The 21,695-nt window shown below is 62.6% G+C and carries 24 protein-coding genes; 12 read left to right on the top strand and 12 right to left on the bottom strand.

The features are described 5' to 3' along the window. Positions 1-2: 2 nt before the first annotated feature. The 4 genes from M2396_RS06880 to M2396_RS06865 form a co-directional block, all read right to left on the bottom strand. A complete protein-coding gene (locus tag M2396_RS06880; RefSeq protein ID WP_259074240.1) occupies positions 3-542 on the bottom strand; it encodes a DUF2589 domain-containing protein in 540 nt (179 codons plus the stop codon). 100 nt (positions 543-642) lie between these two features. After that, positions 643-1,272 carry a DUF2589 domain-containing protein gene (locus M2396_RS06875; protein WP_150569393.1) on the bottom strand — a complete coding sequence of 210 codons (630 nt, stop codon included), beginning with the start codon at positions 1,270-1,272 and terminating at the stop codon, positions 643-645. A 21-nt stretch (positions 1,273-1,293) separates the two neighbouring features. Then, positions 1,294-1,683, bottom strand: coding sequence for a Mor transcription activator family protein (locus M2396_RS06870; protein WP_101318993.1), 390 nt, complete (start codon positions 1,681-1,683; stop codon positions 1,294-1,296). A 271-nt stretch (positions 1,684-1,954) separates the two neighbouring features. Continuing rightward, positions 1,955-2,416, bottom strand: coding sequence for a hypothetical protein (locus tag M2396_RS06865; RefSeq protein ID WP_259073970.1), 462 nt, complete (start codon positions 2,414-2,416; stop codon positions 1,955-1,957). Positions 2,417-2,564: 148 nt separating this feature from the next. Between M2396_RS06865 and M2396_RS06860 the strand changes: the two genes are divergently transcribed. Then, positions 2,565-2,753, top strand: a complete 189-nt coding sequence (locus M2396_RS06860) for a hypothetical protein (RefSeq protein ID WP_101318997.1) — start codon at positions 2,565-2,567, stop codon at positions 2,751-2,753. Between the two features lie 35 nt (positions 2,754-2,788). Here the strand turns inward: M2396_RS06860 and M2396_RS06855 are convergent, their stop codons facing one another. Beyond that, entirely contained in the window at positions 2,789-3,163 is a 375-nt protein-coding gene (locus M2396_RS06855) for a fe2+ zn2+ uptake regulation protein (protein ID WP_188035835.1), read from the bottom strand. A gap of 198 nt (positions 3,164-3,361) precedes the next feature. Between M2396_RS06855 and M2396_RS06850 the strand changes: the two genes are divergently transcribed. Then, entirely contained in the window at positions 3,362-5,677 is a 2,316-nt protein-coding gene (locus M2396_RS06850; RefSeq protein WP_409035080.1) for an acylase, read from the top strand. A 78-nt stretch (positions 5,678-5,755) separates the two neighbouring features. Here the strand turns inward: M2396_RS06850 and M2396_RS06845 are convergent, their stop codons facing one another. Then, positions 5,756-6,478 (bottom strand): UDP-2,3-diacylglucosamine diphosphatase, encoded by a 723-nt coding sequence (locus tag M2396_RS06845; RefSeq protein ID WP_101319003.1) that lies wholly within the window; start codon positions 6,476-6,478, stop codon positions 5,756-5,758. Next, positions 6,475-6,978 carry a peptidylprolyl isomerase gene (locus M2396_RS06840; protein ID WP_101319005.1) on the bottom strand — a complete coding sequence of 168 codons (504 nt, stop codon included), beginning with the start codon at positions 6,976-6,978 and terminating at the stop codon, positions 6,475-6,477. The genes M2396_RS06845 and M2396_RS06840 overlap by 4 nt, the downstream gene beginning before the upstream one ends. 234 nt (positions 6,979-7,212) lie before the next feature. Between M2396_RS06840 and M2396_RS06835 the strand changes: the two genes are divergently transcribed. Together M2396_RS06835 and cysS are read left to right on the top strand one after the other, a co-directional pair. Beyond that, a complete protein-coding gene (locus M2396_RS06835; RefSeq protein ID WP_101319007.1) occupies positions 7,213-8,916 on the top strand; it encodes a glutamine--tRNA ligase/YqeY domain fusion protein in 1,704 nt (567 codons plus the stop codon). A 9-nt stretch (positions 8,917-8,925) separates the two neighbouring features. Beyond that, entirely contained in the window at positions 8,926-10,308 is a 1,383-nt protein-coding gene (gene cysS, locus M2396_RS06830) for a cysteine--tRNA ligase (RefSeq protein WP_150569389.1), read from the top strand. A gap of 36 nt (positions 10,309-10,344) precedes the next feature. On the opposite strand, the gene M2396_RS06825 is transcribed toward cysS, so the two are convergent. From M2396_RS06825 to M2396_RS06805, 5 genes are all read right to left on the bottom strand, one after another. Then, the gene (locus M2396_RS06825) at positions 10,345-11,727 is read right to left on the bottom strand and encodes a HAMP domain-containing sensor histidine kinase (RefSeq protein WP_181087814.1); all 1,383 of its coding nucleotides are present in this window, start codon (positions 11,725-11,727) and stop codon (positions 10,345-10,347) included. Then, positions 11,705-12,385 (bottom strand): response regulator transcription factor, encoded by a 681-nt coding sequence (locus M2396_RS06820; protein WP_101319013.1) that lies wholly within the window; start codon positions 12,383-12,385, stop codon positions 11,705-11,707. Before M2396_RS06820 ends, M2396_RS06825 begins: the two co-directional genes overlap by 23 nt. A gap of 168 nt (positions 12,386-12,553) precedes the next feature. Further along, positions 12,554-13,573, bottom strand: coding sequence for a branched-chain amino acid aminotransferase (locus tag M2396_RS06815; protein WP_150569387.1), 1,020 nt, complete (start codon positions 13,571-13,573; stop codon positions 12,554-12,556). 107 nt (positions 13,574-13,680) lie between these two features. Beyond that, a complete protein-coding gene (locus M2396_RS06810; RefSeq protein ID WP_259073965.1) occupies positions 13,681-15,261 on the bottom strand; it encodes an ABC-F family ATP-binding cassette domain-containing protein in 1,581 nt (526 codons plus the stop codon). A gap of 188 nt (positions 15,262-15,449) precedes the next feature. Next, a complete protein-coding gene (locus M2396_RS06805) occupies positions 15,450-15,815 on the bottom strand; it encodes a glyoxalase superfamily protein (protein WP_101319019.1) in 366 nt (121 codons plus the stop codon). 282 nt (positions 15,816-16,097) lie between these two features. Between M2396_RS06805 and M2396_RS06800 the strand changes: the two genes are divergently transcribed. Genes M2396_RS06800 through ureG form a run of 8 tightly spaced genes read left to right on the top strand, consistent with a single transcriptional unit; the run spans position 16,098 to position 21,647 of the window. Then, positions 16,098-16,931, top strand: a complete 834-nt coding sequence (locus tag M2396_RS06800) for an urease accessory protein UreD (protein ID WP_150569385.1) — start codon at positions 16,098-16,100, stop codon at positions 16,929-16,931. 10 nt (positions 16,932-16,941) lie between these two features. Continuing rightward, a complete protein-coding gene (locus M2396_RS06795) occupies positions 16,942-17,244 on the top strand; it encodes an urease subunit gamma (protein ID WP_101319021.1) in 303 nt (100 codons plus the stop codon). Positions 17,245-17,254: 10 nt separating this feature from the next. After that, the gene (locus tag M2396_RS06790; protein ID WP_101319023.1) at positions 17,255-17,572 is read left to right on the top strand and encodes an urease subunit beta; all 318 of its coding nucleotides are present in this window, start codon (positions 17,255-17,257) and stop codon (positions 17,570-17,572) included. Further along, positions 17,569-19,272 carry an urease subunit alpha gene (ureC, locus tag M2396_RS06785; RefSeq protein ID WP_259073964.1) on the top strand — a complete coding sequence of 568 codons (1,704 nt, stop codon included), beginning with the start codon at positions 17,569-17,571 and terminating at the stop codon, positions 19,270-19,272. The genes M2396_RS06790 and ureC overlap by 4 nt, the downstream gene beginning before the upstream one ends. 10 nt (positions 19,273-19,282) lie before the next feature. Next, positions 19,283-19,780 carry an urease accessory protein UreE gene (ureE, locus tag M2396_RS06780; protein WP_259073963.1) on the top strand — a complete coding sequence of 166 codons (498 nt, stop codon included), beginning with the start codon at positions 19,283-19,285 and terminating at the stop codon, positions 19,778-19,780. Between the two features lie 12 nt (positions 19,781-19,792). After that, positions 19,793-20,338, top strand: a complete 546-nt coding sequence (locus tag M2396_RS06775; protein WP_101319029.1) for a HupE/UreJ family protein — start codon at positions 19,793-19,795, stop codon at positions 20,336-20,338. Then, on the top strand, positions 20,338-21,012 hold the full coding sequence (locus tag M2396_RS06770) for an urease accessory protein UreF (protein WP_150569382.1): 675 nt from the start codon (positions 20,338-20,340) through the stop codon (positions 21,010-21,012). The genes M2396_RS06775 and M2396_RS06770 overlap by 1 nt, the downstream gene beginning before the upstream one ends. A gap of 11 nt (positions 21,013-21,023) precedes the next feature. After that, complete coding sequence (ureG, locus tag M2396_RS06765; RefSeq protein WP_101319033.1) at positions 21,024-21,647, top strand: urease accessory protein UreG; 624 nt, start codon at positions 21,024-21,026, stop codon at positions 21,645-21,647. Positions 21,648-21,695: the final 48 nt, after the last annotated feature.

Genomic DNA, 21,695 nt, shown 5'->3' with positions numbered 1-21,695 from the left:
GGTCAGCGTACGCTGGCCGCTTCGACATCCTCGTTGCTGTCTGCTCCAGGTGGCTGCGGGTTGCCGCGCGGCGTGGGCACAATGAGGTTGGTGTATTGCTCGATCAGGCGATTGAGCGCCTCAGGCGGCTCGCATGCCTGGAACTGCATGCGGATCTGCACTTCGTCCGGGTCGCGGCCATCGCCGCGGCGTGCTTGTGCTCCGATGCTGACCTTGAAGCGAGCGCACGCATGCGCATCGGCCGCTTCGGCCAGCGCAGTTTTTATCTCTGTGCTCCTTACCCGGACCGAAAGGTCTACCTGCATACGCTCCAAGGCCAGGCCCTTGGGCGCCACCAAGGTAATCAGCGGCACCCTGATCATGTGCTGACCATCCATGGCCACCTCGACCATTTTGGCTTTCATCGGTGCGCCGAGGGCGTCGGGGTCATGATCGAAAAACTGATCGAACAGGGTGATGTACTGCTGGGCGATCAAGCTGTTGGTGGCGGCAGCGGCTTCCTGCAGGCCGCGGGTGATGTCGCGCAGGTCACTGCAGAGCATGGGCGCGGGCGGGGTAGGGGTGTCATCCAAGTTCATCGCTCCTCTAGGCGGCAAGCCCGCCATCAAGGCCGGGCTCTGGATTCACGGCAGGGCGTTGCAGTCATGCCTGCTCGACAGGCGGCAGGGTGTCGTCCTGGGAGATGTCGCCAGGGTTGCGTGCGTTTGCCGAAGGCAGAAGGCTCGGCCTGGTAGCTGCTTCGGTCAAAAAGTCGATTACCCGCATCATCGCCTCCGGCGGATCCTGACGGCGGACGGTTGTGTTGAACGCGTAGCGGGCGCGGGTATCGGTCTTGCGTACCTGAGTCGACTTTTGGCTGACGCTGCCTTTGACTTCAAGCTTGAACGGGCCCCAGCCGAGGCTACCAGTGAGGCTGGCGTCGGGCTCGGTGGAAGTGCTCAGTGCAGCCATCTGGCTGATGGTGATCTCGAACTCGACCCGACCTTCTTCGATAGCGATGTTGGGGTGGGTGACGGCGGCCAGCAACGGCACTTTCAGGCTCTTTTGCACTACGCCCTGGTATTCACCGTCTGCGCCGATCAGCGTTTCGTCGTAGTCGATCTGGATCGCGACCGCCTTGCCATTCTGGATGCATACACCCATCAGGAAGTCTGCGTAGGCTTTGCTGGCGCTGATCTGGGCCTGGATCAGCGCCTGTAATGGCGCGGAAATCATGCGGTCCATGGGCAGGGCGTTGATGACCGAGCCGACCAGCGTGGGATCAATAGACATTATCCAGCTCCTTGGCTAGCACTAGGGGTGCTCAGCGGGCGTGGTTTCCTGACGGCGAATGTTGCCGATTTGGCGCAGGCTCAACCCGTACTTGTCGGCCAGAAGGCTGCGCGAGAGGCCATCGGCGCTCTCTTGCTGAATCTGCAAGTTGCGCAGTTGGCGCAGGAAGTGGTCGGCCTTGGGAATCTCCAGGGCAACCCCGGCGAAACGCTTTATCAGCGCGTCCAGGGCTGCGGCTGGAAGCACTTCTGCAAGCTTGGTGCGGTCGCGATGCTTGGGAATGTACTTGGGGCGCCCACCATAGGCGCAGGTCAGGTTGTAGGCATTTTCGATGCCGATACACTCAATGAGCGACTGTAGTGAATGCGGCAGCAAGGCGATATCGATACGGCTGAAGTCTGGCATTTGCATGTGTGGCTCCCTCGTGGGGGTAATGGATTGCGCTGTGCGTGACCATGACTGGATAGAGCGTGCCGGGGGTTTTTGCCCCGTGGCGTGATTCGATTGTCGATGACCCGTGCAGGCAGTCCTAGGCGTCAAGCGAACCGAGGTGTGTAGTTCCTGGGTGCGCTTGACGCAGGGATCGAGAGATTGGGGTGTAGGACTATGCGACAGGGCCCGCCTGTACGCCTTGAAACTTCTTGCTCTGCTGCCAGAACAGTTGCCATGGGTAGGGTTGCCCTCAGTCACAGGGATAGCTGCTCAGCAGGCTCACGCCAGCCAGGTAGGCGTGGGGCGCGTCGACCATGCTTGCTGGGAGTGCTCGGTAGTCGACCAGCAAACACAGGGCGGTCATTGGATGATCGTTGATGCGTCCTGTCACGGTCGGCGCAAAGTCTTTTCGGTATAACGCTTGCGCGTGTCCGCTCAGACCTGCCAGGTCGGCGTGGGCCAGCGTTTCCCGGGCGAGGCGGGGAAGCTCGCGTTGCTCCACGAGAAAATGCAGCTGGTCAACCTCGGGGTTCAGGTAACCGGCGTTGCGCACGCGTTGCCACAGTTGTTGCCACTGGCTTGAGCCGGCACTTTGGGCGAGTTGGCTACCCAGTTGATGCAGGTGATCATCGGACAGCGCTGGCCGCTCGACGGCCAGGGCCAACGCTGCGGCAAACCAGAGAGTGAGGATGCGTAGACAAGTATTCAGCATGGGGCCACCTATGGGCTGGGTAGAACCCCTATGCTTTCAGCAGACGCGGATGTGGCTCAGCAGGAAATACACGCCTGCGCCTGATGCCGTTGTATCATTGCCTCGGCTCCATGTGAGCCCAATGTCTCTGATGTCGCAAGGAACTCCGATGACACACGTTCAGCGCCTGAAATACTCGATCCTGATCATCCTGGTGGTACTGGGCATGATGCTGGGGCTTTCCTACCTGCAAAAGCAGGGAACGATCACCGAGCAGACGTTCCAGTACTGCGCCATTGCCATTGCAGTGATCGTAGTGGTGATCAACGGTTTGTTGCGGCGCAAGGTCAAACCCTGAATCCAGCGGGCCGGCCATCCTGGCCGGCCGGCGGCTCAGCGCATTTGAGCCGACTCGAGTACGGCGCGTGCCTCTGGGTTGAGGCTATAGCACTTGTCGCCGCCCAGGCTGATCACGCCCTCGGCGCAAAGTCGCTTGAGCACTTCGCGCACGCTCAGAAATGACAACGGGATGTCGAGCTGTTCAAGCTGCGCATGGATGCCGCGCACACCGACACTGCGACCGTTACGATCAGCGGCATGCAAGGCATCGATCACCTTCAGTCGGATCAGGCTGGTGCGCAGGCCATATGTGCGCAGCAGCTCGCGAATCAGCTCATTGCCAATCCGCTCTTCACTATCGGCAAGTTGCCCAGCGCCGGCATTGGCTGCGCCGTTCGGCTTGGCTGGGGCCTGTTGTGGCTGATACATGTGAATGCTCCTTTTCGTGGGCTGTCCCGAAATCATGGTTCCTCATTGATAAAGACGAACGAGATTGGAAAAACTGCAGTTTTGCCGGAAAAATAAACGGCTGATTCTGTTCAAGACGTGTCAGCACGGCTGCATGCGTAAAATTTTCGTCCAGCTATTCGTCTCAACGGGATGATCTCAGATACTCAAGGAACGCCCGTGAAGCTATATTTGCGCCGCCCCGCTCAGTTGAGCGTGGCTGTTGCGTTGGCGGTATTCGGCCTGCTGGCCCAGCCCCGTGAAAGCGCTGCTGCTGCCAGCGCCGAAATCCGCCGCACCAGCTTTGGCGTGCCGCACATCCTGGCCAGCGACGAGCGAGGGCTTGGCTACGGTATCGGCTACGCCTATGCGCAGGACAACCTGTGCCTGCTGGCCAATGAGGTGCTGACGGTCAACGGCGAACGCTCGCGTTATTTCGGCGGCCAGGGCAAAACCGTTGAGCAGCGCAACAACCTCGACAGTGATCTGTTCTTCACCTGGCTCAACACGCCCGCTGCAGTCAGTGCCTTTCTGCAGGCTCAGCCGGTGGAGGTGCACAACCTGCTCGAAGGCTATGCCAGCGGCTTCAATCGCGCGCTTGGCGAGCGGCGGGCGCAAGGCTTGCCGGCGGAGTGCGGCGGGGGTGAGTGGGTGCGACCGTTGACCAGCCTGGATCTGGTCAAGCTGACCCGGCGCTTGTTGGCCGAGGGCGGCGCCGGGCAGTTCGTCGAAGCGCTGGTTGGCGCATCACCGCCCAAGCTCGCTGCGCAGCGTCAGGCCGCTGACTTCAGGCTGGCGCTCGAGCGCCAGGCACTGTTCGCCATGCAGCGTGGCAGTAACGCGGTAGCGGTGGGCTCGGAGCGCTCCAGCAATGGTCGCGGGCTGCTGCTGGCCAATCCGCATTTCCCGTGGATGGGCGGTATGCGTTTTTATCAGATGCAGCTGACCATTCCAGGTCGGTTGAATGTGATGGGGGCGGCGCTGCCGGGCCTGCCGCTGATCAATATCGGCTTCAATCAACATCTGGCCTGGACGCATACGGTCGATACCTCCAAGCACTTCACGCTCTACCGGCTGCAGCTGGACCCCAAGGATGCAACCCGTTATTTGCTCGATGGCAAGTCGCTGCCACTGGCGCGGCAATCCCTGCGGGTAACGGTCAAGGGCGAGGACGGCTCACTGCGCGAGGTCGAGCGGCAGGTCTACACATCGAAGTTCGGCCCGGTTGTGCAGTGGCCAGGCAAGCTTGACTGGGACAACCGCTACGCCTACAGCCTGCGCGATGCCAATCTGGACAACAGCCGCGTGCTGCAGCAGTGGTATCGGATCAACCGCGCCGACAGCCTTGACGCCCTGAGGGGCTCTGTTGCTGAGCTGCAAGGGATTCCTTGGGTCAACACGCTGGCAGTCGATGCCGGCGGGCGGTCGTTGTACCTCAATCAATCGGTTGTACCGTATGTTGATCAGCAGACGCTGGCGCAGTGCAGCGACCCGGCAGCCGGCACCAAGCTGGTGGTACTGGATGGCTCGCGCAGTACGTGCCAGTGGCAAAGCGACCCACAGGCGGCGCAGCCAGGTATCGTTCCGGCGCGACTGTTGCCGAGCCTTGAACGGCGCGACTTTGTGCAGAACTCCAATGACCCGGCGCGGATGAGCAATCCGGCGCAGCCGTTGCTGGGCTTTTCGCCGCTGGTCAGTCGCGATGATCAGCCCCTGAGCATGCGCGGCCGCTTCGCCCTGCAGCGGCTGCAGGGCCGTGGCAAGCTCGGCGTCGCTGAACTGCAAGGCATGGTGTTTGATGATGAGGTCTATCTGGCCAGCCTGCTGCTGCCGGAGCTGCTTGATTGGTGCAAGGGGGGCGGGGCTGACGTTGCCCAGCTGTGCCAAGGCCTCAAGGCCTGGAATGGCAAGGCTGACCTGGATGCTGGCGTGGGTCTGCTGTATTTCGAGCAGATCGCCGATGCGATGGCCGAGCATCCGCAGAGCTGGCGCGTGGCCTATGATCCGGCCGACCCAGAGCACACACCGCGTGGGTTGGCCGTCGAGCAGGCCGCTGTACGCAAGCTGCTGCACCAGGCGGCGCTGGCCGCGCAAGACCAGGTAAACCAATCCGGGATAAGCGCAGACAGCCGCTGGGGGCAAATCCAACAGGCGGCGGACGGCACCCCGGTGCCAGGCGGACCGCAGGAGCTGGGCGTCTACAACGCCATGTACAGTGTGCCAGTGGGGCAGGGCAAGCGTCTGGTCGTCAGCGGCACCAGTTACCTGCAAATCGTCAGCTTCACCGAGCAAGGGCCGCAGGCTCAGGGCTTGCTGGCGTTTTCGCAGTCCAGCGAAGCGGCCTCGGCGCACCATGCCGACCAGACTCGCGCGTTTGCTGGCAAGCAGCTGGCACCGCTTGCGTTCACTGAAGCGCAGATCAAGGCTGACCCGCAGTATCGGCGGTCAGTCATCAGTGAGCGCGACAAGGCTGCGCCGGTCAGCAGCGCAGATTAAGCGCTGGGATAGACAAGGCCGCTGTCGCAGATATCTGCAACAGCGGCCTTGGTGAGTGCAGCAGCCGACGTCGACGACTCAGGTGAAGTCGAACGGCGCCAGCTGGAAACCCTGATCATCTACCTGCAAAGCCCAGCCGCGACGGTCCCAGTCGCCCAGCACAATCCTGCGCGCCGGGCTGCCATCGACCAGCAACTTGTGGATCGCCGGCCGGTGGGTGTGCCCGTGGACCAGCGTGCGCACGCCGTGCGCCGCCATCACCCGCGGGACTTCATCGGGCGTGACATCGACAATCTCGGTGTTTTTCATGCGGGTCTGGGTCTTGCTTTCGCTGCGCAGCTTGCGTGCCAGCTTGAGCCGCATGGACAGCGGCAGGTGGCGCAGCACCCACAGCGTCAGCGGGCTACGCAGATAGCGGCGCAGCTTCATGTAGCCGACGTCGCGGGTGCACAACGTGTCGCCGTGCATCAGCAGTACCGGCTCGCCGCCCAGATCGACCACACTGGGATCGGCGAGCAAGGTGCAGCCAGCGGCAGCACAGAAATCCTCGCCGAGGAGAAAATCGCGGTTGCCGTGCATCAGGTAAATAGCGGTACCGCTGTCGCTCAAGTTACGCAATGCCTGGCAGATCGACCGCTGATACGGGGTCATCGCGTCATCGCCGATCCATGCCTCGAAAAAGTCACCGAGGATGTACAGCGCTCTGGCGTGGCGTGCGCGACCTTCGAGCAGGTCAACAAACGCCCGGGTAATCTCCGGGCGTTCTTCTTGCAGGTGCAGATCAGAGATCAGCAGAATCACCCAATGATCTCGGCTTTCTCGATGATCACGTCTTCTTTCGGTACGTCCTGGTGGCCGGCTTTGGAGCCGGTGGCAACGGCTTCGATCTTGTCGACCACGTCCTTGCCTTCGATGACTTCGCCAAATACCGCGTAGCCCCAGCCTTGGGTGTTCTTGCCGCTGTGATTAAGGAAACCGTTGTCGGAGGCGTTGATGAAGAACTGCGCCGAGGCCGAGTGCGGTTCCATGGTGCGGGCCATGGCGATGGTGTACCTGTCGTTCTTCAGGCCGTTGTCGGCTTCGTTCTGAATGCTTGGGCGCTTGTCTTTCTTCTCGCTCATGCCGGGTTCAAAACCGCCGCCCTGGATCATGAAACCTTTGATCACACGGTGGAAAACGGTATTGCTGTAGTGGCCGGCTTCGACGTAGGCGAGGAAGTTTGCGACGGTCAGCGGCGCCTTCTCGGCGTTCAGTTCCAGGACGATGTCGCCGTGGTTGGTGGTCAGTTTGACTTGGGACATGCTCAAATTCACTCTTCAAGGCATACAGAAATTGGCTGCGCGCAGCACGCGTACATCAGCTGACGCAGGATTGGCTTGCCGCGACACAGCGCGCGCGGCGCCATTTTGCCCGGGTTGCGATAAATCGCGCCACTTTGTCGGCGCCCGGCTGTCAGCAGCTTGACTGCTTCGGCTATGATAGGCCCTTTGATTCAATCGGCCTACCCGGGCTGAACACCAGCATTCAAGGATCCTATGAGCAAGCCCACTGCCGACAACGCGCCCAACGCCGCTGCCAAAGGCGCTCCCGCCGTCCCTGCAAACTTCCTGCGGCCGATCGTTCAGGCTGACCTGGACTCGGGCAAGCACACGCAGATAGTCACCCGCTTCCCGCCGGAGCCCAACGGTTACCTGCACATTGGCCACGCCAAGTCGATCTGCGTCAACTTCGGCCTGGCCGAAGAGTTCGGCGGTGCCTGTCACCTGCGCTTCGACGACACCAACCCGGCCAAGGAAGACCAGGAGTACATCGACGCGATCCAGAGCGACGTCAAGTGGCTGGGCTTCAACTGGACCGGTCCCGTGCGCTATGCCTCGCAGTACTTCGACCAGTTGCACGACTGGGCGGTCGAGCTGATCAAGTCGGGTAACGCCTATGTCTGCGACCTGACTCCGGAGCAAGCCAAGGAATACCGCGGCAACCTCACCGAGCCTGGCAAGAACAGCCCGTTCCGGGAGCGCAGCGTCGAAGAAAACCTCGACCTGTTCGCGCGCATGAAAGCCGGCGAGTTCGCTGATGGCGAGCGCGTGCTGCGGGCCAAGATCGACATGGCCTCGCCGAACATGAACCTGCGTGACCCGATCCTCTACCGGATCCGCCATGCCCACCATCACCAGACCGGTGACAAGTGGTGCATCTACCCCAACTACGACTTCACCCACGGCCAGTCGGACGCGATCGAGGGCATTACCCACTCGATCTGCACCCTGGAGTTCGAAGGTCATCGCCCGTTGTACGAGTGGTTCCTCGACAACCTGCCAGTGCCGGCGCACCCGCGTCAGTACGAGTTCAGCCGGCTCAACCTGAACTACACCATCACCTCCAAGCGCAAGCTCAAGCAGCTGGTTGACGAGAAACACGTGCAGGGTTGGGATGACCCGCGCATGTCGACCCTGTCGGGCTTCCGTCGTCGTGGTTACACCCCGGCCTCGATCCGCAACTTCTGCGACATGATCGGCACCAACCGCTCGGACGGAGTGGTCGACATGAACATGCTCGAGTTCAGCATCCGCGATGACCTCGACCGCACCGCGCCGCGCGCCATGTGTGTACTGCGGCCGTTGAAGGTAGTGATCACCAACTACCCGGAAGGCCAGGTCGAAAACCTCGAGCTGCCACGCCACCCCAAAGAAGACATGGGCGTGCGCGCGTTGCCCTTCGCCCGTGAGCTGTACATCGACCGTGACGATTTCATGGAAGAGCCGCCAAAAGGCTACAAGCGCCTGGAGCCGAACGGCGAAGTGCGTCTGCGCGGCAGCTACGTGATCCGTGCCGACGAAGCGATCAAGGACGCCGATGGCAACATCGTCGAACTGCGCTGCTCGTACGATCCGGACACCCTTGGCAAGAACCCTGAGGGGCGCAAAGTCAAGGGCGTGATTCACTGGGTCCCGGCAGCGGCCAGCGTCGAGTGCGAAGTACGCCTGTACGACCGCCTGTTCCGTTCGCCGAACCCGGAGAAAACCGAAGAGGGCGGCAGCTTCCTGGACAACATCAACCCCGATTCGCTGCAGGTGCTGAGCGGCTGTCGTGCGGAACCTTCGCTGGCCAACGCCCAGCCTGAAGACCGTTTCCAGTTCGAGCGCGAGGGTTACTTCTGCGCCGATCTGAAAGACACCCAGCCGGGCCGCCCGGTGTTCAACCGCACTGTCACCCTGCGTGACTCCTGGGGCAGCTAAGGAATCGCCGTGCTTAACATCTACAACACGCTGAGCAAGACCAAGGAAGCCTTCAAGCCGCTGGATGGCAACAAGGTGCGCATGTATGTCTGCGGCATGACCGTGTACGACTATTGCCATCTCGGCCACGGCCGCAGCATGGTGGCCTTCGACCTGGTCACTCGCTGGCTGCGCAAGAGCGGCTTTGATCTGACTTACGTGCGCAACATTACCGACATCGATGACAAGATCATCAACCGGGCCAATGAAAACGGCGAGACCTTCGATGCGCTGACCGCACGCATGATCGATGCAATGCACGAAGACGAGCGCCGCCTGAACATCTTGCCGCCGGATCAGGAGCCGCGTGCCACCGAGCACATCGCTGGCATGCACGCGATGATCCAGACCCTGATCGACAAGGGTTATGCCTACGCACCGGGTAATGGCGATGTGTACTACCGGGTGGGCAAGTTCGTCGGTTACGGCAAGCTGTCGCGCAAGAAGATCGAAGACCTGCGCATCGGCGCCCGTATCGAAGTTGACGAGGCCAAGCAGGATCCACTCGACTTTGTCCTGTGGAAGGGCGTCAAGCCGGGCGAACCAAGCTGGGATTCGCCATGGGGCCCGGGCCGTCCGGGCTGGCACATCGAGTGCTCGGTGATGTCCACCTGCTGCCTGGGCGAGAGCTTCGACATCCACGGCGGCGGCAGCGACCTCGAGTTCCCGCACCACGAGAACGAGATCGCGCAAAGCGAAGCGGCCACTGGCAAGCAGTACGCCAATGCCTGGATGCACTGCGGCATGATCCGCATCAATGGCGAGAAGATGTCGAAGTCGTTGAACAACTTCTTCACCATCCGTGACGTGCTGGAAAAGTATCACCCGGAAGTGGTCCGCTACCTGTTGGTGGCTAGCCACTACCGCAGCGCGATCAACTACTCGGAAGACAGCCTGCGCGACGCCAAAAGTGCGCTTGAGCGCTTTTACCACGCACTGCGCGGCCTGCCACGGGTCGCTCCTGCGGGCGGTGAGGCATTTGTCGAGCGCTTCAGTGTGGCGATGAACGATGACTTCGGCACCCCCGAAGCCTGCGCCGTGCTATTCGATCTGGTACGCGAGATCAACCGCCTACGCGACACGGACGTCGAGGCTGCCGCTGGCCTGGCTGGGCGCCTGCGCGAGTTGGGTGAGGTGCTCGGTGTGCTGCAACTGGAGGCTGATGACTTCCTGCGGGCCGGCGCCGAGGGCAAGGTCGACGCCGCTGAAGTGGAGGCGCTGATTCAGGCGCGTCTGCAGGCTCGGACTGACAAGAACTGGGCCGAGTCCGATCGTATCCGTGATCAGCTCACGGCGATGGGTGTGGTGCTTGAGGACAGCAAAGGCGCCACCACCTGGCGCCTGGCTGACTGACCGCAGTACCGGGGCCGCGCAATGCGGCCCCGGTGTTCAGCTGGCGAGCGGGCAGTGCAGGACCAGCCTGGCGCCGCCCCACTGGCTTTCACCGATTTCAAGGGTGAAGCCGTGCAAGTCAACGATCGCTGCAACTATCGACAGCCCGAGGCCGAAGCCAGGGTGGCGATGACCTTCCTCACTCCGATAGAAACGCTTGAGTACGGCGGTGCGTTCCTGTTCCGGGATGCCTGGCCCGCTGTCTTCGATCGCTACATGCACGCCGCTGGCATCCTGACTGGCAGCAATGCGCACCTGGCCACCTTCAGGGGTGAACTTGATCGCGTTGCCGACCAGATTGGCCAGCGCCTCGAACAGCAGCTCGCGATCGCCGTGCAGCGCCGACAACTGCGCTGGCTGCTCCAGTTGCAGCTCGATAGTGCGGTCCTCGGCCAGCGGCAGGTAGAAGTCATGCAGCTCGACCAGCAGTGCCTGTGGATCAAGCTGGACGAAGCCGGCGCGGCGCTGGCGGTCCTCCAGTTCACTGATGCGCAACAGTCCACGAAACCGCGCCATCAACGTGTCAGTCTCGCCGATGGCCTGATCCAGCGCCTCGGCCTGGGCAGAATCCTCGCCGCTCTGCTGGCGAATCCGATACAGCTGCGCACGTAGCCGCGTCAGGGGCGTGCGCAGGTCATGGGCAATGTTGTCGCAGACGCCCTTGACTTCATGCATCAGCCGCTCGATCCGGTCGAGCATGGCGTTGACGATGGCCGCAAGCATGTCCAGCTCATCGCGCCGGGCCGACAGTGGCAGGCGGTGGGTCAGGTCGCCGGCCACGATCAGTTCGGCGCTGGCCTGCACCGCGCGGATCCGCTTGAGCGGCCGCCTGCGCAGCAGGTACCAACCGGCAAAGCCTGGTATGAGGGTCAGGGAGATGCCCCACAGCAATGCATCCAGGATGATCCGCGTGACCACGAACAACGAGCCGTTGTCGCGAAACAGTACCAGCCAGCGACCGTCCTGCACCTTGATCGCAACCGCGTCGCAGGTCTCGTGGATCATGCCCGGGTCGGCGCTGTCCAGGCAGTGCTTGAGCTCATGCACCTTGCCGTCCAGGCGCAGCTCCTTGGGGATGGCGCGGATACGCCCGCCCAGTGGATTGAGCTGTGCGTCGAACAGGCCATAGGCGTCGAAACTGCGCTCTTCGAAAGCCTGGCTGGCGATCAGGGCGTCGTCCAGCTGCTTGCCGCTCATGTGCGCAAACAGATGCTGACGCTGCAGCATGGAATGACGGGTGAGCTTGTTCAGGTAGCTAGAAACCTCGAAATACAGCACTCCCATGAGGATGCTGCTCCAGGCCACGAAGAGAAAGCTGTACAGCGCCAGCAGGCGACTGGTGGACGAGCTCCAGCCTTTAGACGGGTTCAGCAATGGCATAGCCCGAGCCCCGCACGGTTCGAATCAGTGCGCACTGGCCGGGAGCGTCGATCTTCTTGCGCAAGCGGCCGATGTGCACGTCGATCAGGTTGGTGCCTGGGTCGAAGTGATAGCCCCACACCTCCTCGAAAATCATCATCCGGGTGATTACCTGGCCGGCGTGGCGCATCAGGTATTCGAGCAGCTTGTATTCGGTGGGCAGCAGGTTCAGCGTTTGCTCGCCGCGACGGGCTTCATGGCTGATCAGGTCCAGCTCGAGGTCCGCCACCTGCAGGCGGGTCTGGGTCATCGGTACGCTGTTACGGCGCAGCAGCACTTCGACCCTGGCAGCCATTTCGTCGGAGGCAAACGGCTTGGTCAGGTAATCGTCGCCGCCGGCACGCAAGCCGCGCACGCGTTCGTCAACGTCGGAGAGGGCGCTGATCATCAGGATCGGCGTGGCAATCTTCAGGCTGCGCAGGGTGGTGACGATGGTCAGGCCATCGACTTCGGGCAACATGCGGTCCACTGTGATCAGGTCGTAGCCACCGGCAATGGCCTTGGCCAGGCCTTCGCGGCCATTGTCTGCCCACTCTACATCCAGGCCGTGGCTGGTCAGTTCAGCGACGATTTCCTGGCCGGTGACGGCGTCGTCTTCGATGGTCAGTACGCGGGGCATGCTGGTTCCTGGGCGGCGAATTGAGGTTCGATTGTGCCAAAGAATAGCCAAACGGCGATTTAAGAAAAATTCATCTGGCTAAAAAGCACTACGGGGCAAGCCCGCTCTCACCCAACCGCACGCGGTAAGTGAGAGCAGACTTGCCCCGCAAGGGCATGGCGTTAGCGCTTACGCGACCTTGACGATCCAGCCAGCCGGCGCTTCGACGTCGCCGCTCTGGATGCCGGTCAGCTCGTTGTACAGCTTGGTGGTGACCGGGCCGACTTCGGTTTCGCTGTGGAACACATGCAGCTTGCCGTTGTACTGGATGCCACCAATTGGCGTGATCACTGCCGCGGTGCCACAGGCACCGGCCTCGACGAAGCGCTCGAGGTTGTTGATCTGTACGTCGCCTTCGATGACCTTCAGGCCCAGACGCGATTCGGCCAGCTCCATCAGCGACAGGCGGGTGATGCCCGGCAGTACCGAAGCCGACTTCGGCGTGACGAACTCGTTGTTGGCAGTGATGCCAAAGAAGTTGGCCGAACCGACTTCTTCGATCTTCGAGTGGGTCAGCGGGTCGAGGTAGATGCAATCGGCGAAGCCGGCTTTCTTCGCCTCATAGCCCGGCTGCAGGCTTGCCGCGTAGTTGCCACCGACTTTGGCGGCACCGGTGCCCTGCGGCGCGGCGCGGTCGAAATCGGAGATCAGGAACTTGTGCGGGGTCATGCCGCCCTTGAAGTACGAACCGACCGGGATCGCGAATACCGAGAAAATAAACTCAGGTGCGGTACGCACGCCGATATTGTCACCGGTACCGATCACGAACGGACGCAGGTACAGAGCGCCCTTGCCGTGTGGCGGCACGAACCGCTCGTTGGCCTTGACTACCTGTTTGCAGGCTTCGATGAACTGCTCGGTCGGCACCCGCGGCATCAGCAGGCGGTCGCAGCTGCGCTGCATACGCAGGGCGTTCTGATCCGGACGGAACAGGTTGACGGTGCCATCCTTGCAGCGATAGGCCTTGAGGCCTTCGAAGCACTGCTGGCCGTAGTGCAGGGCGGTCGAGCCTTCGCTGATGTGCAGCACGTTGTCATCGGTCAGGGTGCCCTTGTCCCACTCGCCATCGCGGAACACGGACAGGAAGCGCTTGTCAGTCTTGATGTAGTCGAAGCCCAGCTTGTCCCAGTTAATGCTCTCGTTACTCATGACACCCTCGATTGTCTTGCAGATGCCCGATCACTCGGGCTGCTGTTATTTGCGCACCACGCCACGATAATACATCCGCCGCAGATCGGAAACGTCCAGTCTCAGATTCATCCAAGCCGTAGCGAATCGTGCAGTTGCAGGCGTTGTAAAAAGGCCTGGTCATGGCAGGCTACCAGTAGGCCACCGCAGAACTGATCGAGCATCCGTTCCAGCGCCAGCAGCGACGGCAGGTCGAGGTGATTGCTCGGTTCGTCCAACAGCAGCAGGTCGACCGGCCGCTGGCGGTAGAGGAGCCCGGCCAGAGCGGCCTTGAGCCGTTCGCCACCGCTGAGCAGGGCAGTGGGCATCTCCACCCTTGCCGCGTCCAGGCCCAATTGCGCCAGGCGGGTCCGCACCTCGCTGTGGGCCAGCCCTGGGTTGGCCAGGCGCAGGAAGGCGAGGGCGCTCAGTTCGGCGGGCAGCAGGCTGTAATGTTGGTCGAGCAGGGCGACCTCACCGGATACCTGAAAGCTACCTGCGCTGGCCTGGAGCTGGCCCGCCAGCACCTTCAACAGTGTCGATTTGCCGGTCCCGTTGGCACCGATCACAGCCATGTGCTCGCCGCTGCGCAGATGTAGATCGAGCGGCGCCTGGCTGCCCCGGGGCAACTGCAAGCCGCTGACGCTCAGCACCGATTTGCCTTGGCTGCGGCCAGCGTCCGGCGCGTGCATGACGATGGGGCTGTTGCGTTCTACCTGCTTGTTGGCCTGGCGCAGTTGCGCGTGCAGCTTGGCCTCGGCTGCCTGGTGTTCGCGCTGCTGTCTACCGGCAGTGGCCTGGCTGCGCTGCTGCTGACGGCCGATAAGGATTTTTGCTTGATTGGCCTGTCTGGCCTGGCGCCCCGCGTCGGCTTGCCGTCGCTCGAGGCTCTCGCGTTGCTGTTGCAGCACCTGCGTCTGACGGCGCCGTTCGTGCTTGAGGCGATCAAGGGTGTGCAGGGCACACGCCTGTTCATGCGCTTTGGCGTGCTCATAGTGCCGGTAGTCACCGGAGTAGCTGCGCAGGCCTTGCGGCGTCAGCTCGACAATCCGCTGCATGTGCCCAAGCAGGGTGCGATCGTGGCTGATTACCAGCAGGCCTTTGACCCAGCCCAGCAGCATCTGGTGCAGTTGCTCGCGAGCACCCACGTCGAGGTGGTTGCTCGGCTCATCAAGGATCAGATAATCGGCCTGGCTAACCAGCGCGCCGATCAGCGCCACACGCATCGCCTGGCCCCCGCTCAAGCTCGCTGCATCGCGCTCCAGCTCAAGCTGGCCGAGCCCATGGCGGTCCAGCTGGGCTTGCACTCGCTCGCGGATATCCCAGCGTTCAGCCACTACGTCGAAATCTGCCGGGTCAGCGCTGCCTGCTTCTATGCGCTGCAGCGCAGCAACGACCGAACCCACCTGCGCCAGCTCTGCCACTGTGCTGCACTGACTTACAAAATGTTGATGAAGGTAATGCACCCGGCCGCTGCGCAGGCAGCGACCCTCGCTGGGTGCCAGCGAGCCGGCGAGGATCTGCCCGAGCAGGCTCTTGCCGACGCCATTGACACCGACCAGGCCGGTGCGGCGTTGGTCGAAGGATTCACTGATAGGGGCAAACAGCTGCCTGCCATTGGGCAAGGCCAGGGTGACGCCGTCCAGCGTCAGGATCGAGGTATTGGTCATGCACAACTCCACTCATGCCGCGACATCCCCAGGCGAGAGCTGAGGGCTGAAGGCTGGCCGTCGAGGTGACGGCGGCATCAATGGCGCATTGGACCAATACCTGTTTGAAGGGATGAAGGCCAAGCCTAGCGGATACCCTGGCATGGGTAAAGCCTGACCCGGCCAGGCCGGCTGGCCGAGGGCAACCGTTAGTCTTCGCTCTGCTGGCAGAAGCGCAGGCGGTTGCCGAACGGATCCCAGATCTGCATCTGCAAGCCCCAATCGACGGTTTCGGCCTCGGGGCGGGCATAGCCGTACTGTTTGTCCTGCAGTTCACGCTCCAGCGCGCGCAGGTCGTCGATGCGGGCAAAGATGGTCGAGCCGGGCGAGGCGTCACCGTGGTGTTCCGACAGATGCAGGATCAGCCCATCGCGACGGATTTGTGCGTACAGCGGCAGATCCGGGCTGAACCGGTGCTCCCAATCGAGCGTGAACCCGAGAAAATCGAGATAGAACTCTTTGGCCTTGTCGACCGAGAAGATCCGCAGGATCGGGATGGCAGGGGCTAATTGCATGGTGACTTCCTTGGTCAGCTGAAGGCGCTACTGTAACCCGCTTCGCGTCCTCCAGCACCAACCTGGCAGCACTGAAACGGGGCCGGGCGACGCCCTTTAAGTGTGCGGCATGCGCCCCGGTGCCTCTTGCCAGAGCGGTTTGTGCCTCGCGCCAGGGCAAAGTTGGCCCGCAATCTGCAAAGCATCCCCCAAGCAAAATTGATCGACTGGTCAGACGCGGCGCGTAACGGCGCCATGCTGATCGGCTCAAGGCCGCAGGGCCGGGATTTTCAGGGGGCCAGGATGTCTTTGGCGCAACAGATCGAGCAGCAAGACGACGACAGCGGGTGGAGCGCCTACCTGCAACTGCGCTTTGTGCAACGCGACGGCGTGACCCGCCTTGGTGCGCGCAAGCATTTCGGACCTCTTTTGGTGCAACGACCGTTTTATCCGGAAGGCAGCCCATGCCACGTGTACATCCTGCACCCGCCAGGCGGCATCGTCGCCGGCGACCGGCTTGAGCTGGACATCCAGCTGGAAGCCGGCAGCCACGCGCTGCTGACCATGCCCGGTGCGAGCAAGTTCTACCGCAGCATCGGCCCGACCGCGCGCTTGCATCAGCACTTTCACCTGCAGGCCGGGAGCACCCTGGAATGGCTGCCTCAGGACAGCATCTTCTTTTCCGGCGCCAGGGCGAGCCTGGACAGCCGCTTCACCCTGGAGCCGGGCGCGCGTTTGCTCGCCTGGGAAACGCTATGCCTGGGCCGTCCGGTAATGAACGAGCGCTTCGAGCAAGGCGCGCTGGACAGCCGCCTGCGCGTCGAGCTGCCGGGTGATCCGGGCCTGTACGAGCGCCTGCGCATCGAGGGCGGGCGCCTGGACAAGGTCGGCGGGCATCCACTGCTGGCGACCTTTTGCGCCGCGCCCGCTGACCAGGCGTTGCTGGAGCAGGTCCGCGAGCTGCTCGACAGCCTTGGCAACCCGGTCGGGGCAACCCTGCTGGGCGAGCTGCTGGTGATCCGCCTGCTCGATCACGACAACCAACATCTGCAACACACCCTGCAGCGCCTTTGGCATGTGCTGCGCCCGGCCGTTCTCGGCCTGGCGCCATGCCCGCCGCGCATCTGGGCTACCTGAGAGAGACGCCGTGGAACTGACCCCCAGAGAGAAAGACAAGCTGCTGCTGTTCACTGCCGCATTGCTGGCCGAGCGCCGCCTGGGCCGTGGCCTGAAGCTCAACTACCCGGAAGCCCTGGCGTTGATCAGCGCCGCGGTGATGGAGGGGGCCCGCGATGGCCGTACCGTCGCCGAACTGATGAGCCTTGGCCGTGAGGTGCTGCGGCGCGATCAGGTCATGCCCGGCGTACCGGAAATGATCCATGACGTGCAGGTCGAGGCAACCTTTCCTGACGGCACCAAATTGGTGACCGTTCATGATCCTATCGTCTGAGGAGGCCGGCATGATTCCGGGTGAAATCCAAGTCGCCGCTGGCGACATCGAGCTCAACGTGGGCCGGGCAACGGTCAGCGTCAAGGTTGCCAATCACGGTGACCGGCCGGTACAGGTCGGCTCGCATTACCACTTCTATGAAGTCAACGACGCACTGGTGTTCGAGCGTGAGCCGACCTTGGGCTTTCGCCTGGATATCCCGGCCGGCACCGCGGTGCGCTTCGAACCCGGCCAGGCGCGTACCGTGCAGTTGGTGGCCTACGCCGGCAAGCGCGAGATATATGGTTTTCAGGGCAAGGTGATGGGCCCATTGGAGGGCAGCGCATGAGCCGGCTGTCGCGTCGCGCCTATGCCGACATGTTCGGCCCGACCGTGGGCGACCGGGTGCGCCTGGCGGACACGGCGCTGTGGGTCGAGGTCGAGAAAGACTTCACCATCTATGGTGAAGAGGTCAAGTTCGGCGGCGGCAAGGTCATCCGTGACGGCATGGGTCAGGGCCAGATGCTGGCGGCCGAGGCGATGGACCTGGTCCTGACCAACGCACTGATCATCGACCACTGGGGCATCGTCAAGGCAGATATCGGCATCAAACACGGGCGGATTGCCATGATCGGCAAGGCCGGCAACCCGGATGTTCAGCCTGGCGTCACCGTACCGGTCGGCCCTGGCACCGAGGTCATCGCCGCCGAGGGCAAGATCGTCACCGCTGGCGGCATCGACTCGCATATCCACTTCATCTGCCCGCAGCAGGTCGAAGAGGCTCTCACCAGTGGCGTCACCACGTTTATCGGCGGCGGGACCGGGCCGGCCACCGGCACCAACGCCACTACCTGCACACCTGGCCCTTGGTACATGGCGCGCATGCTGCAAGCGGCCGACAGCCTGCCGATCAATATCGGCCTGCTCGGCAAGGGCAATGCCTCGTGCCCTGAAGCGCTGCGCGAGCAGATCGCCGCTGGCGCAGTCGGGCTCAAGCTGCATGAAGACTGGGGATCGACTCCGGCTGCGATCGACTGCTGCCTGAGCGTGGCCGAAGAGATGGACATCCAGGTCGCGATCCACACCGACACACTCAATGAATCGGGCTGTATCGAAGACACTCTTGCCGCTATCGGCGACCGCACCATTCATACCTTCCACACCGAAGGCGCCGGCGGCGGCCATGCCCCGGACATCATCCGCGCAGCAGGGCAGGCCAACGTGCTGCCTTCGTCGACCAACCCGACCTTGCCGTACACCGTCAATACCGTCGACGAACACCTCGACATGCTGATGGTTTGCCATCACCTCGACCCAAGCATTGCCGAAGACGTAGCGTTTGCCGAGTCGCGCATTCGCCGTGAGACGATTGCCGCCGAGGACATCCTCCATGACATGGGCGCATTTGCCATGACCTCGTCCGATTCGCAGGCCATGGGCCGAGTTGGCGAAGTGGTGATTCGCACCTGGCAAGTAGCCCATCAGATGAAGCTGCGCCGCGGCCCGCTGGCACCCGACAGCGACTACAGTGACAACTTCCGGGTCAAGCGCTACATCGCCAAGTACACCATCAACCCGGCAGTGACCCACGGCATCGCCCATGAAGTCGGCTCGCTGGAAGTCGGCAAGCTGGCTGACCTGGTGCTTTGGAAACCTGCGTTCTTCGCGGTCAAACCGGCCTTGGTGATCAAGGGCGGGATGATCGTCACCGCGCCGATGGGCGATATCAACGGCTCGATTCCAACACCGCAGCCTGTGCACTACCGGCCGATGTTCGGCGCACTGGGCGCCGCTCGCCATGCCACACGCATGACTTTCGTGTCGCAGGCAGCGCTCGATCAGGGCGTGGTCGAGCAGCTCAACCTGCAGAGCCTGATCGGCGTGGCCAAGGGCTGCCGCCAGGTGCGCAAGCGCGACATGATCCTGAACACGCTGCAACCGCAGATCGAAGTCGATGCACAAACCTATCAGGTGCGTGCCGACGGCGAGCTGCTGGTGTGTGAGCCAGCCAGCGAATTGCCGTTGGCGCAGCGCTATTTTCTGTTTTGAAGGAGCACCCATGATTGTTCTCAACCGGCGCATCAGTGCCGCCGACAGCGCCGAGCAGACGATTACCGGCACCGTGACCCTGAGTGTCGATAGCCGGATCAAGAGCCGCCTGCGGGTGACCCTGGACGATGGCCGTGATGCCGGCCTGATGCTTGAGCGTGGCCACTTGCTGCGTGGCGGCGAGCTACTCGGCGATGCCGACGGCTTGCACCTGGTGCGCGTGCTGGCTGCTGCAGAGTCGGTCTCGACCGTGCGCTGCAGCGACCCGTTGCTGCTGGCGCGGGCAGCCTATCATCTGGGCAACCGCCACGTGCCGTTGCAGATCGATGCGGGCCTGCTGCGTTATCAGCATGACTATGTGCTGGACGACATGGTCCGTGGCCTTGGCCTGCAGGTCACGGTCGAGCAGGCACCGTTCGAGCCTGAAGCCGGCGCTTACCAGAGTGCGCCACACAGCCATGCCCACGGCAATGATCACCCCTTCGTGCGTATGCCCGCTGCCCACTAATAAGGAACCCAGATGAAAAAGACACTCGCCCTTGCCCTGCTGTTGGTGGCCGTACCGGCCTTCGCGCACCCCGGTCATGACAGCAGCCCGCTGCACGATGGCCTGCTGCATCCGTTGACCGGCCTTGATCACTTGCTGATGTTGCTCGGTACCGGCGTGCTGGCGGCCTTGACCCGGCGCAACCTGCTATTGCCGCTGGCAACCCTGGCAGCGATGTTTGCCGGTGCTGTGTTTGGCCATCTGTTCGGTGGGGTGCTGGGCATGGAAAGCATGATCGTCGGCTCGCTATTGGTGGCAGCAGCGGCGTTGCTGGTACCTGGCCGGCAAGTGTTACTGGCCCTGGCAATGCCGCTGTTCGCGCTGTTCCACGGCTGGGCACATGGCGTTGAAGCAACCCCAAGCGCCTTCTGGCTGTTCAGTGCCGGGTTCGTTACCGTCAGCGGTTTGTTGCTCGCCGCGGGCTTTACCGTCGGTTGCCTGCTACGCCGCCACGCCAAGCTGCAGAAAGCCTGTGGCGGCGGCCTGCTGGCGTCGGCCGCTGTCATGCTGGTCGGCTGATGAGCAGCGACCTGGCGTTGCTGCGTTTACTGCAGCTGGCCAGCCCGGGCTTGCCGGTGGGCGGCTTCACCTACTCGCAAGGGCTGGAATGGGCGGTCGAGGCCGGCTGGGTAAGCACCACCGAAGGTTTCTGCAACTGGCAGCGTGAGCAGTTGCACGACACCCTCGGTTATCTCGACTGGCCGCTGCTGGCCCGCCTGTACCGCGCGTGCGAGCGTGCTGACGTCGAGGCTTTCGGGCACTGGAGTCAGTTTCTCCTGGCCAATCGCGAGACCGCCGAGCTGCGCCTTGAAGAGCGCCAGCGGGGTTACGCGCTGGCGCGCATTCTTGACGGCTGGCAGCTCGGGCAAGACCTTGCCTGGCGGCCGCAGCTTGAACTCACCCAGTTAGGCGCGATGGCATGGCTCGCCGTGCACTGGGCAATCCCTTTACGCCAGCTGGCGCTGGGGCTCGGCTTTGCCTGGCTGGAAGGCGCGGTCATGGCCGGCGTCAAGCTGGTGCCGTTTGGCCAGCAGGCGGCGCAGACCGTACTGCGCGACCTGGCCGCCGAACTGCCGGCGGTGCTGGACATGGCGCTGGAGCTGGACGACGAGCAGTTGGGCGGCGGCCTGCCGCTGCTGGCCATCGCCTCGTCGCGTCACGAAACCCAATACACCCGTTTGTTCCGTTCTTGAGGACTGCCAACATGCAAAGCTATCAGCAACCCCTGCGCATCGGTGTCGGTGGCCCGGTCGGCTCCGGCAAGACTGCGCTGCTCGAGGCCCTGTGCAAGGCCATGCGTGATCACTACCAGATCGCCGTGGTCACCAATGACATCTATACCAAGGAAGATCAACGCATTCTTACCGAAGCCGGCGCCCTGGAGCCCGAGCGGATTGTCGGCGTGGAGACCGGCGGCTGTCCGCATACGGCGATCCGCGAAGACGCCTCTATGAACCTGGCTGCGGTGGAGGCACTGGCGCGCAAGTTCGGTAACCTTGAGGTTATCTTCGTCGAGAGCGGCGGTGACAACCTCAGCGCTACCTTCAGCCCCGAGCTGGCCGACCTGACCATTTACGTCATCGATGTTGCCGAGGGCGAGAAGATTCCGCGCAAGGGCGGCCCAGGGATTACCAAGTCGGATTTGTTGGTGATCAACAAGACTGACCTGGCGCCCTATGTCGGCGCATCGCTTGAGGTCATGGAACGTGATACCAATCGCATGCGTCCAGAGCGGCCCTGGACGTTCAGCAACTTGAAAAAGGGCGAAGGGCTGCAAGCGGTGATCGACTTTATCGTCGAGCGCGGCATGCTTGGTGTCAGGGCGTAAGGCACAAGCGCCATCAGTCATGGCTGCAGCAACTGGTCGGCTCTCGAG

Origin of the sequence: Pseudomonas sp. BIGb0278, from assembly GCF_024809895.1 — a bacterium.
In the GTDB taxonomy this organism is placed as follows: domain Bacteria; phylum Pseudomonadota; class Gammaproteobacteria; order Pseudomonadales; family Pseudomonadaceae; genus Aquipseudomonas; species Aquipseudomonas shirazensis.
This window is presented reverse-complemented; position numbering and strand designations above follow the sequence as displayed.

Excerpts from the sequence above, each read along its gene's own strand:
- ureC (WP_259073964.1), top strand. The coding sequence starts at position 17,569 with ATGAGCCGGCTGTCGCGTCGCGCCTATGCCGACATGTTCGGCCCGACC.
- M2396_RS06805 (WP_101319019.1), bottom strand. The coding sequence starts at position 15,815 with ATGCAATTAGCCCCTGCCATCCCGATCCTGCGGATCTTCTCGGTCGAC.
- ureG (WP_101319033.1), top strand. The coding sequence starts at position 21,024 with ATGCAAAGCTATCAGCAACCCCTGCGCATCGGTGTCGGTGGCCCGGTC.
- ureE (WP_259073963.1), top strand. The coding sequence starts at position 19,283 with ATGATTGTTCTCAACCGGCGCATCAGTGCCGCCGACAGCGCCGAGCAG.
- M2396_RS06860 (WP_101318997.1), top strand. The coding sequence starts at position 2,565 with ATGACACACGTTCAGCGCCTGAAATACTCGATCCTGATCATCCTGGTG.
- M2396_RS06800 (WP_150569385.1), top strand. The coding sequence starts at position 16,098 with ATGTCTTTGGCGCAACAGATCGAGCAGCAAGACGACGACAGCGGGTGG.
- M2396_RS06790 (WP_101319023.1), top strand. The coding sequence starts at position 17,255 with ATGATTCCGGGTGAAATCCAAGTCGCCGCTGGCGACATCGAGCTCAAC.
- M2396_RS06835 (WP_101319007.1), top strand. The coding sequence starts at position 7,213 with ATGAGCAAGCCCACTGCCGACAACGCGCCCAACGCCGCTGCCAAAGGC.
- M2396_RS06775 (WP_101319029.1), top strand. The coding sequence starts at position 19,793 with ATGAAAAAGACACTCGCCCTTGCCCTGCTGTTGGTGGCCGTACCGGCC.
- M2396_RS06770 (WP_150569382.1), top strand. The coding sequence starts at position 20,338 with ATGAGCAGCGACCTGGCGTTGCTGCGTTTACTGCAGCTGGCCAGCCCG.
- M2396_RS06880 (WP_259074240.1), bottom strand. The coding sequence starts at position 542 with ATGCTCTGCAGTGACCTGCGCGACATCACCCGCGGCCTGCAGGAAGCC.
- M2396_RS06815 (WP_150569387.1), bottom strand. The coding sequence starts at position 13,573 with ATGAGTAACGAGAGCATTAACTGGGACAAGCTGGGCTTCGACTACATC.
- M2396_RS06875 (WP_150569393.1), bottom strand. The coding sequence starts at position 1,272 with ATGTCTATTGATCCCACGCTGGTCGGCTCGGTCATCAACGCCCTGCCC.
- M2396_RS06825 (WP_181087814.1), bottom strand. The coding sequence starts at position 11,727 with ATGCCATTGCTGAACCCGTCTAAAGGCTGGAGCTCGTCCACCAGTCGC.
- M2396_RS06865 (WP_259073970.1), bottom strand. The coding sequence starts at position 2,416 with ATGCTGAATACTTGTCTACGCATCCTCACTCTCTGGTTTGCCGCAGCG.
- M2396_RS06855 (WP_188035835.1), bottom strand. The coding sequence starts at position 3,163 with ATGTATCAGCCACAACAGGCCCCAGCCAAGCCGAACGGCGCAGCCAAT.
- M2396_RS06840 (WP_101319005.1), bottom strand. The coding sequence starts at position 6,978 with ATGTCCCAAGTCAAACTGACCACCAACCACGGCGACATCGTCCTGGAA.
- M2396_RS06810 (WP_259073965.1), bottom strand. The coding sequence starts at position 15,261 with ATGACCAATACCTCGATCCTGACGCTGGACGGCGTCACCCTGGCCTTG.
- M2396_RS06870 (WP_101318993.1), bottom strand. The coding sequence starts at position 1,683 with ATGCAAATGCCAGACTTCAGCCGTATCGATATCGCCTTGCTGCCGCAT.
- M2396_RS06820 (WP_101319013.1), bottom strand. The coding sequence starts at position 12,385 with ATGCCCCGCGTACTGACCATCGAAGACGACGCCGTCACCGGCCAGGAA.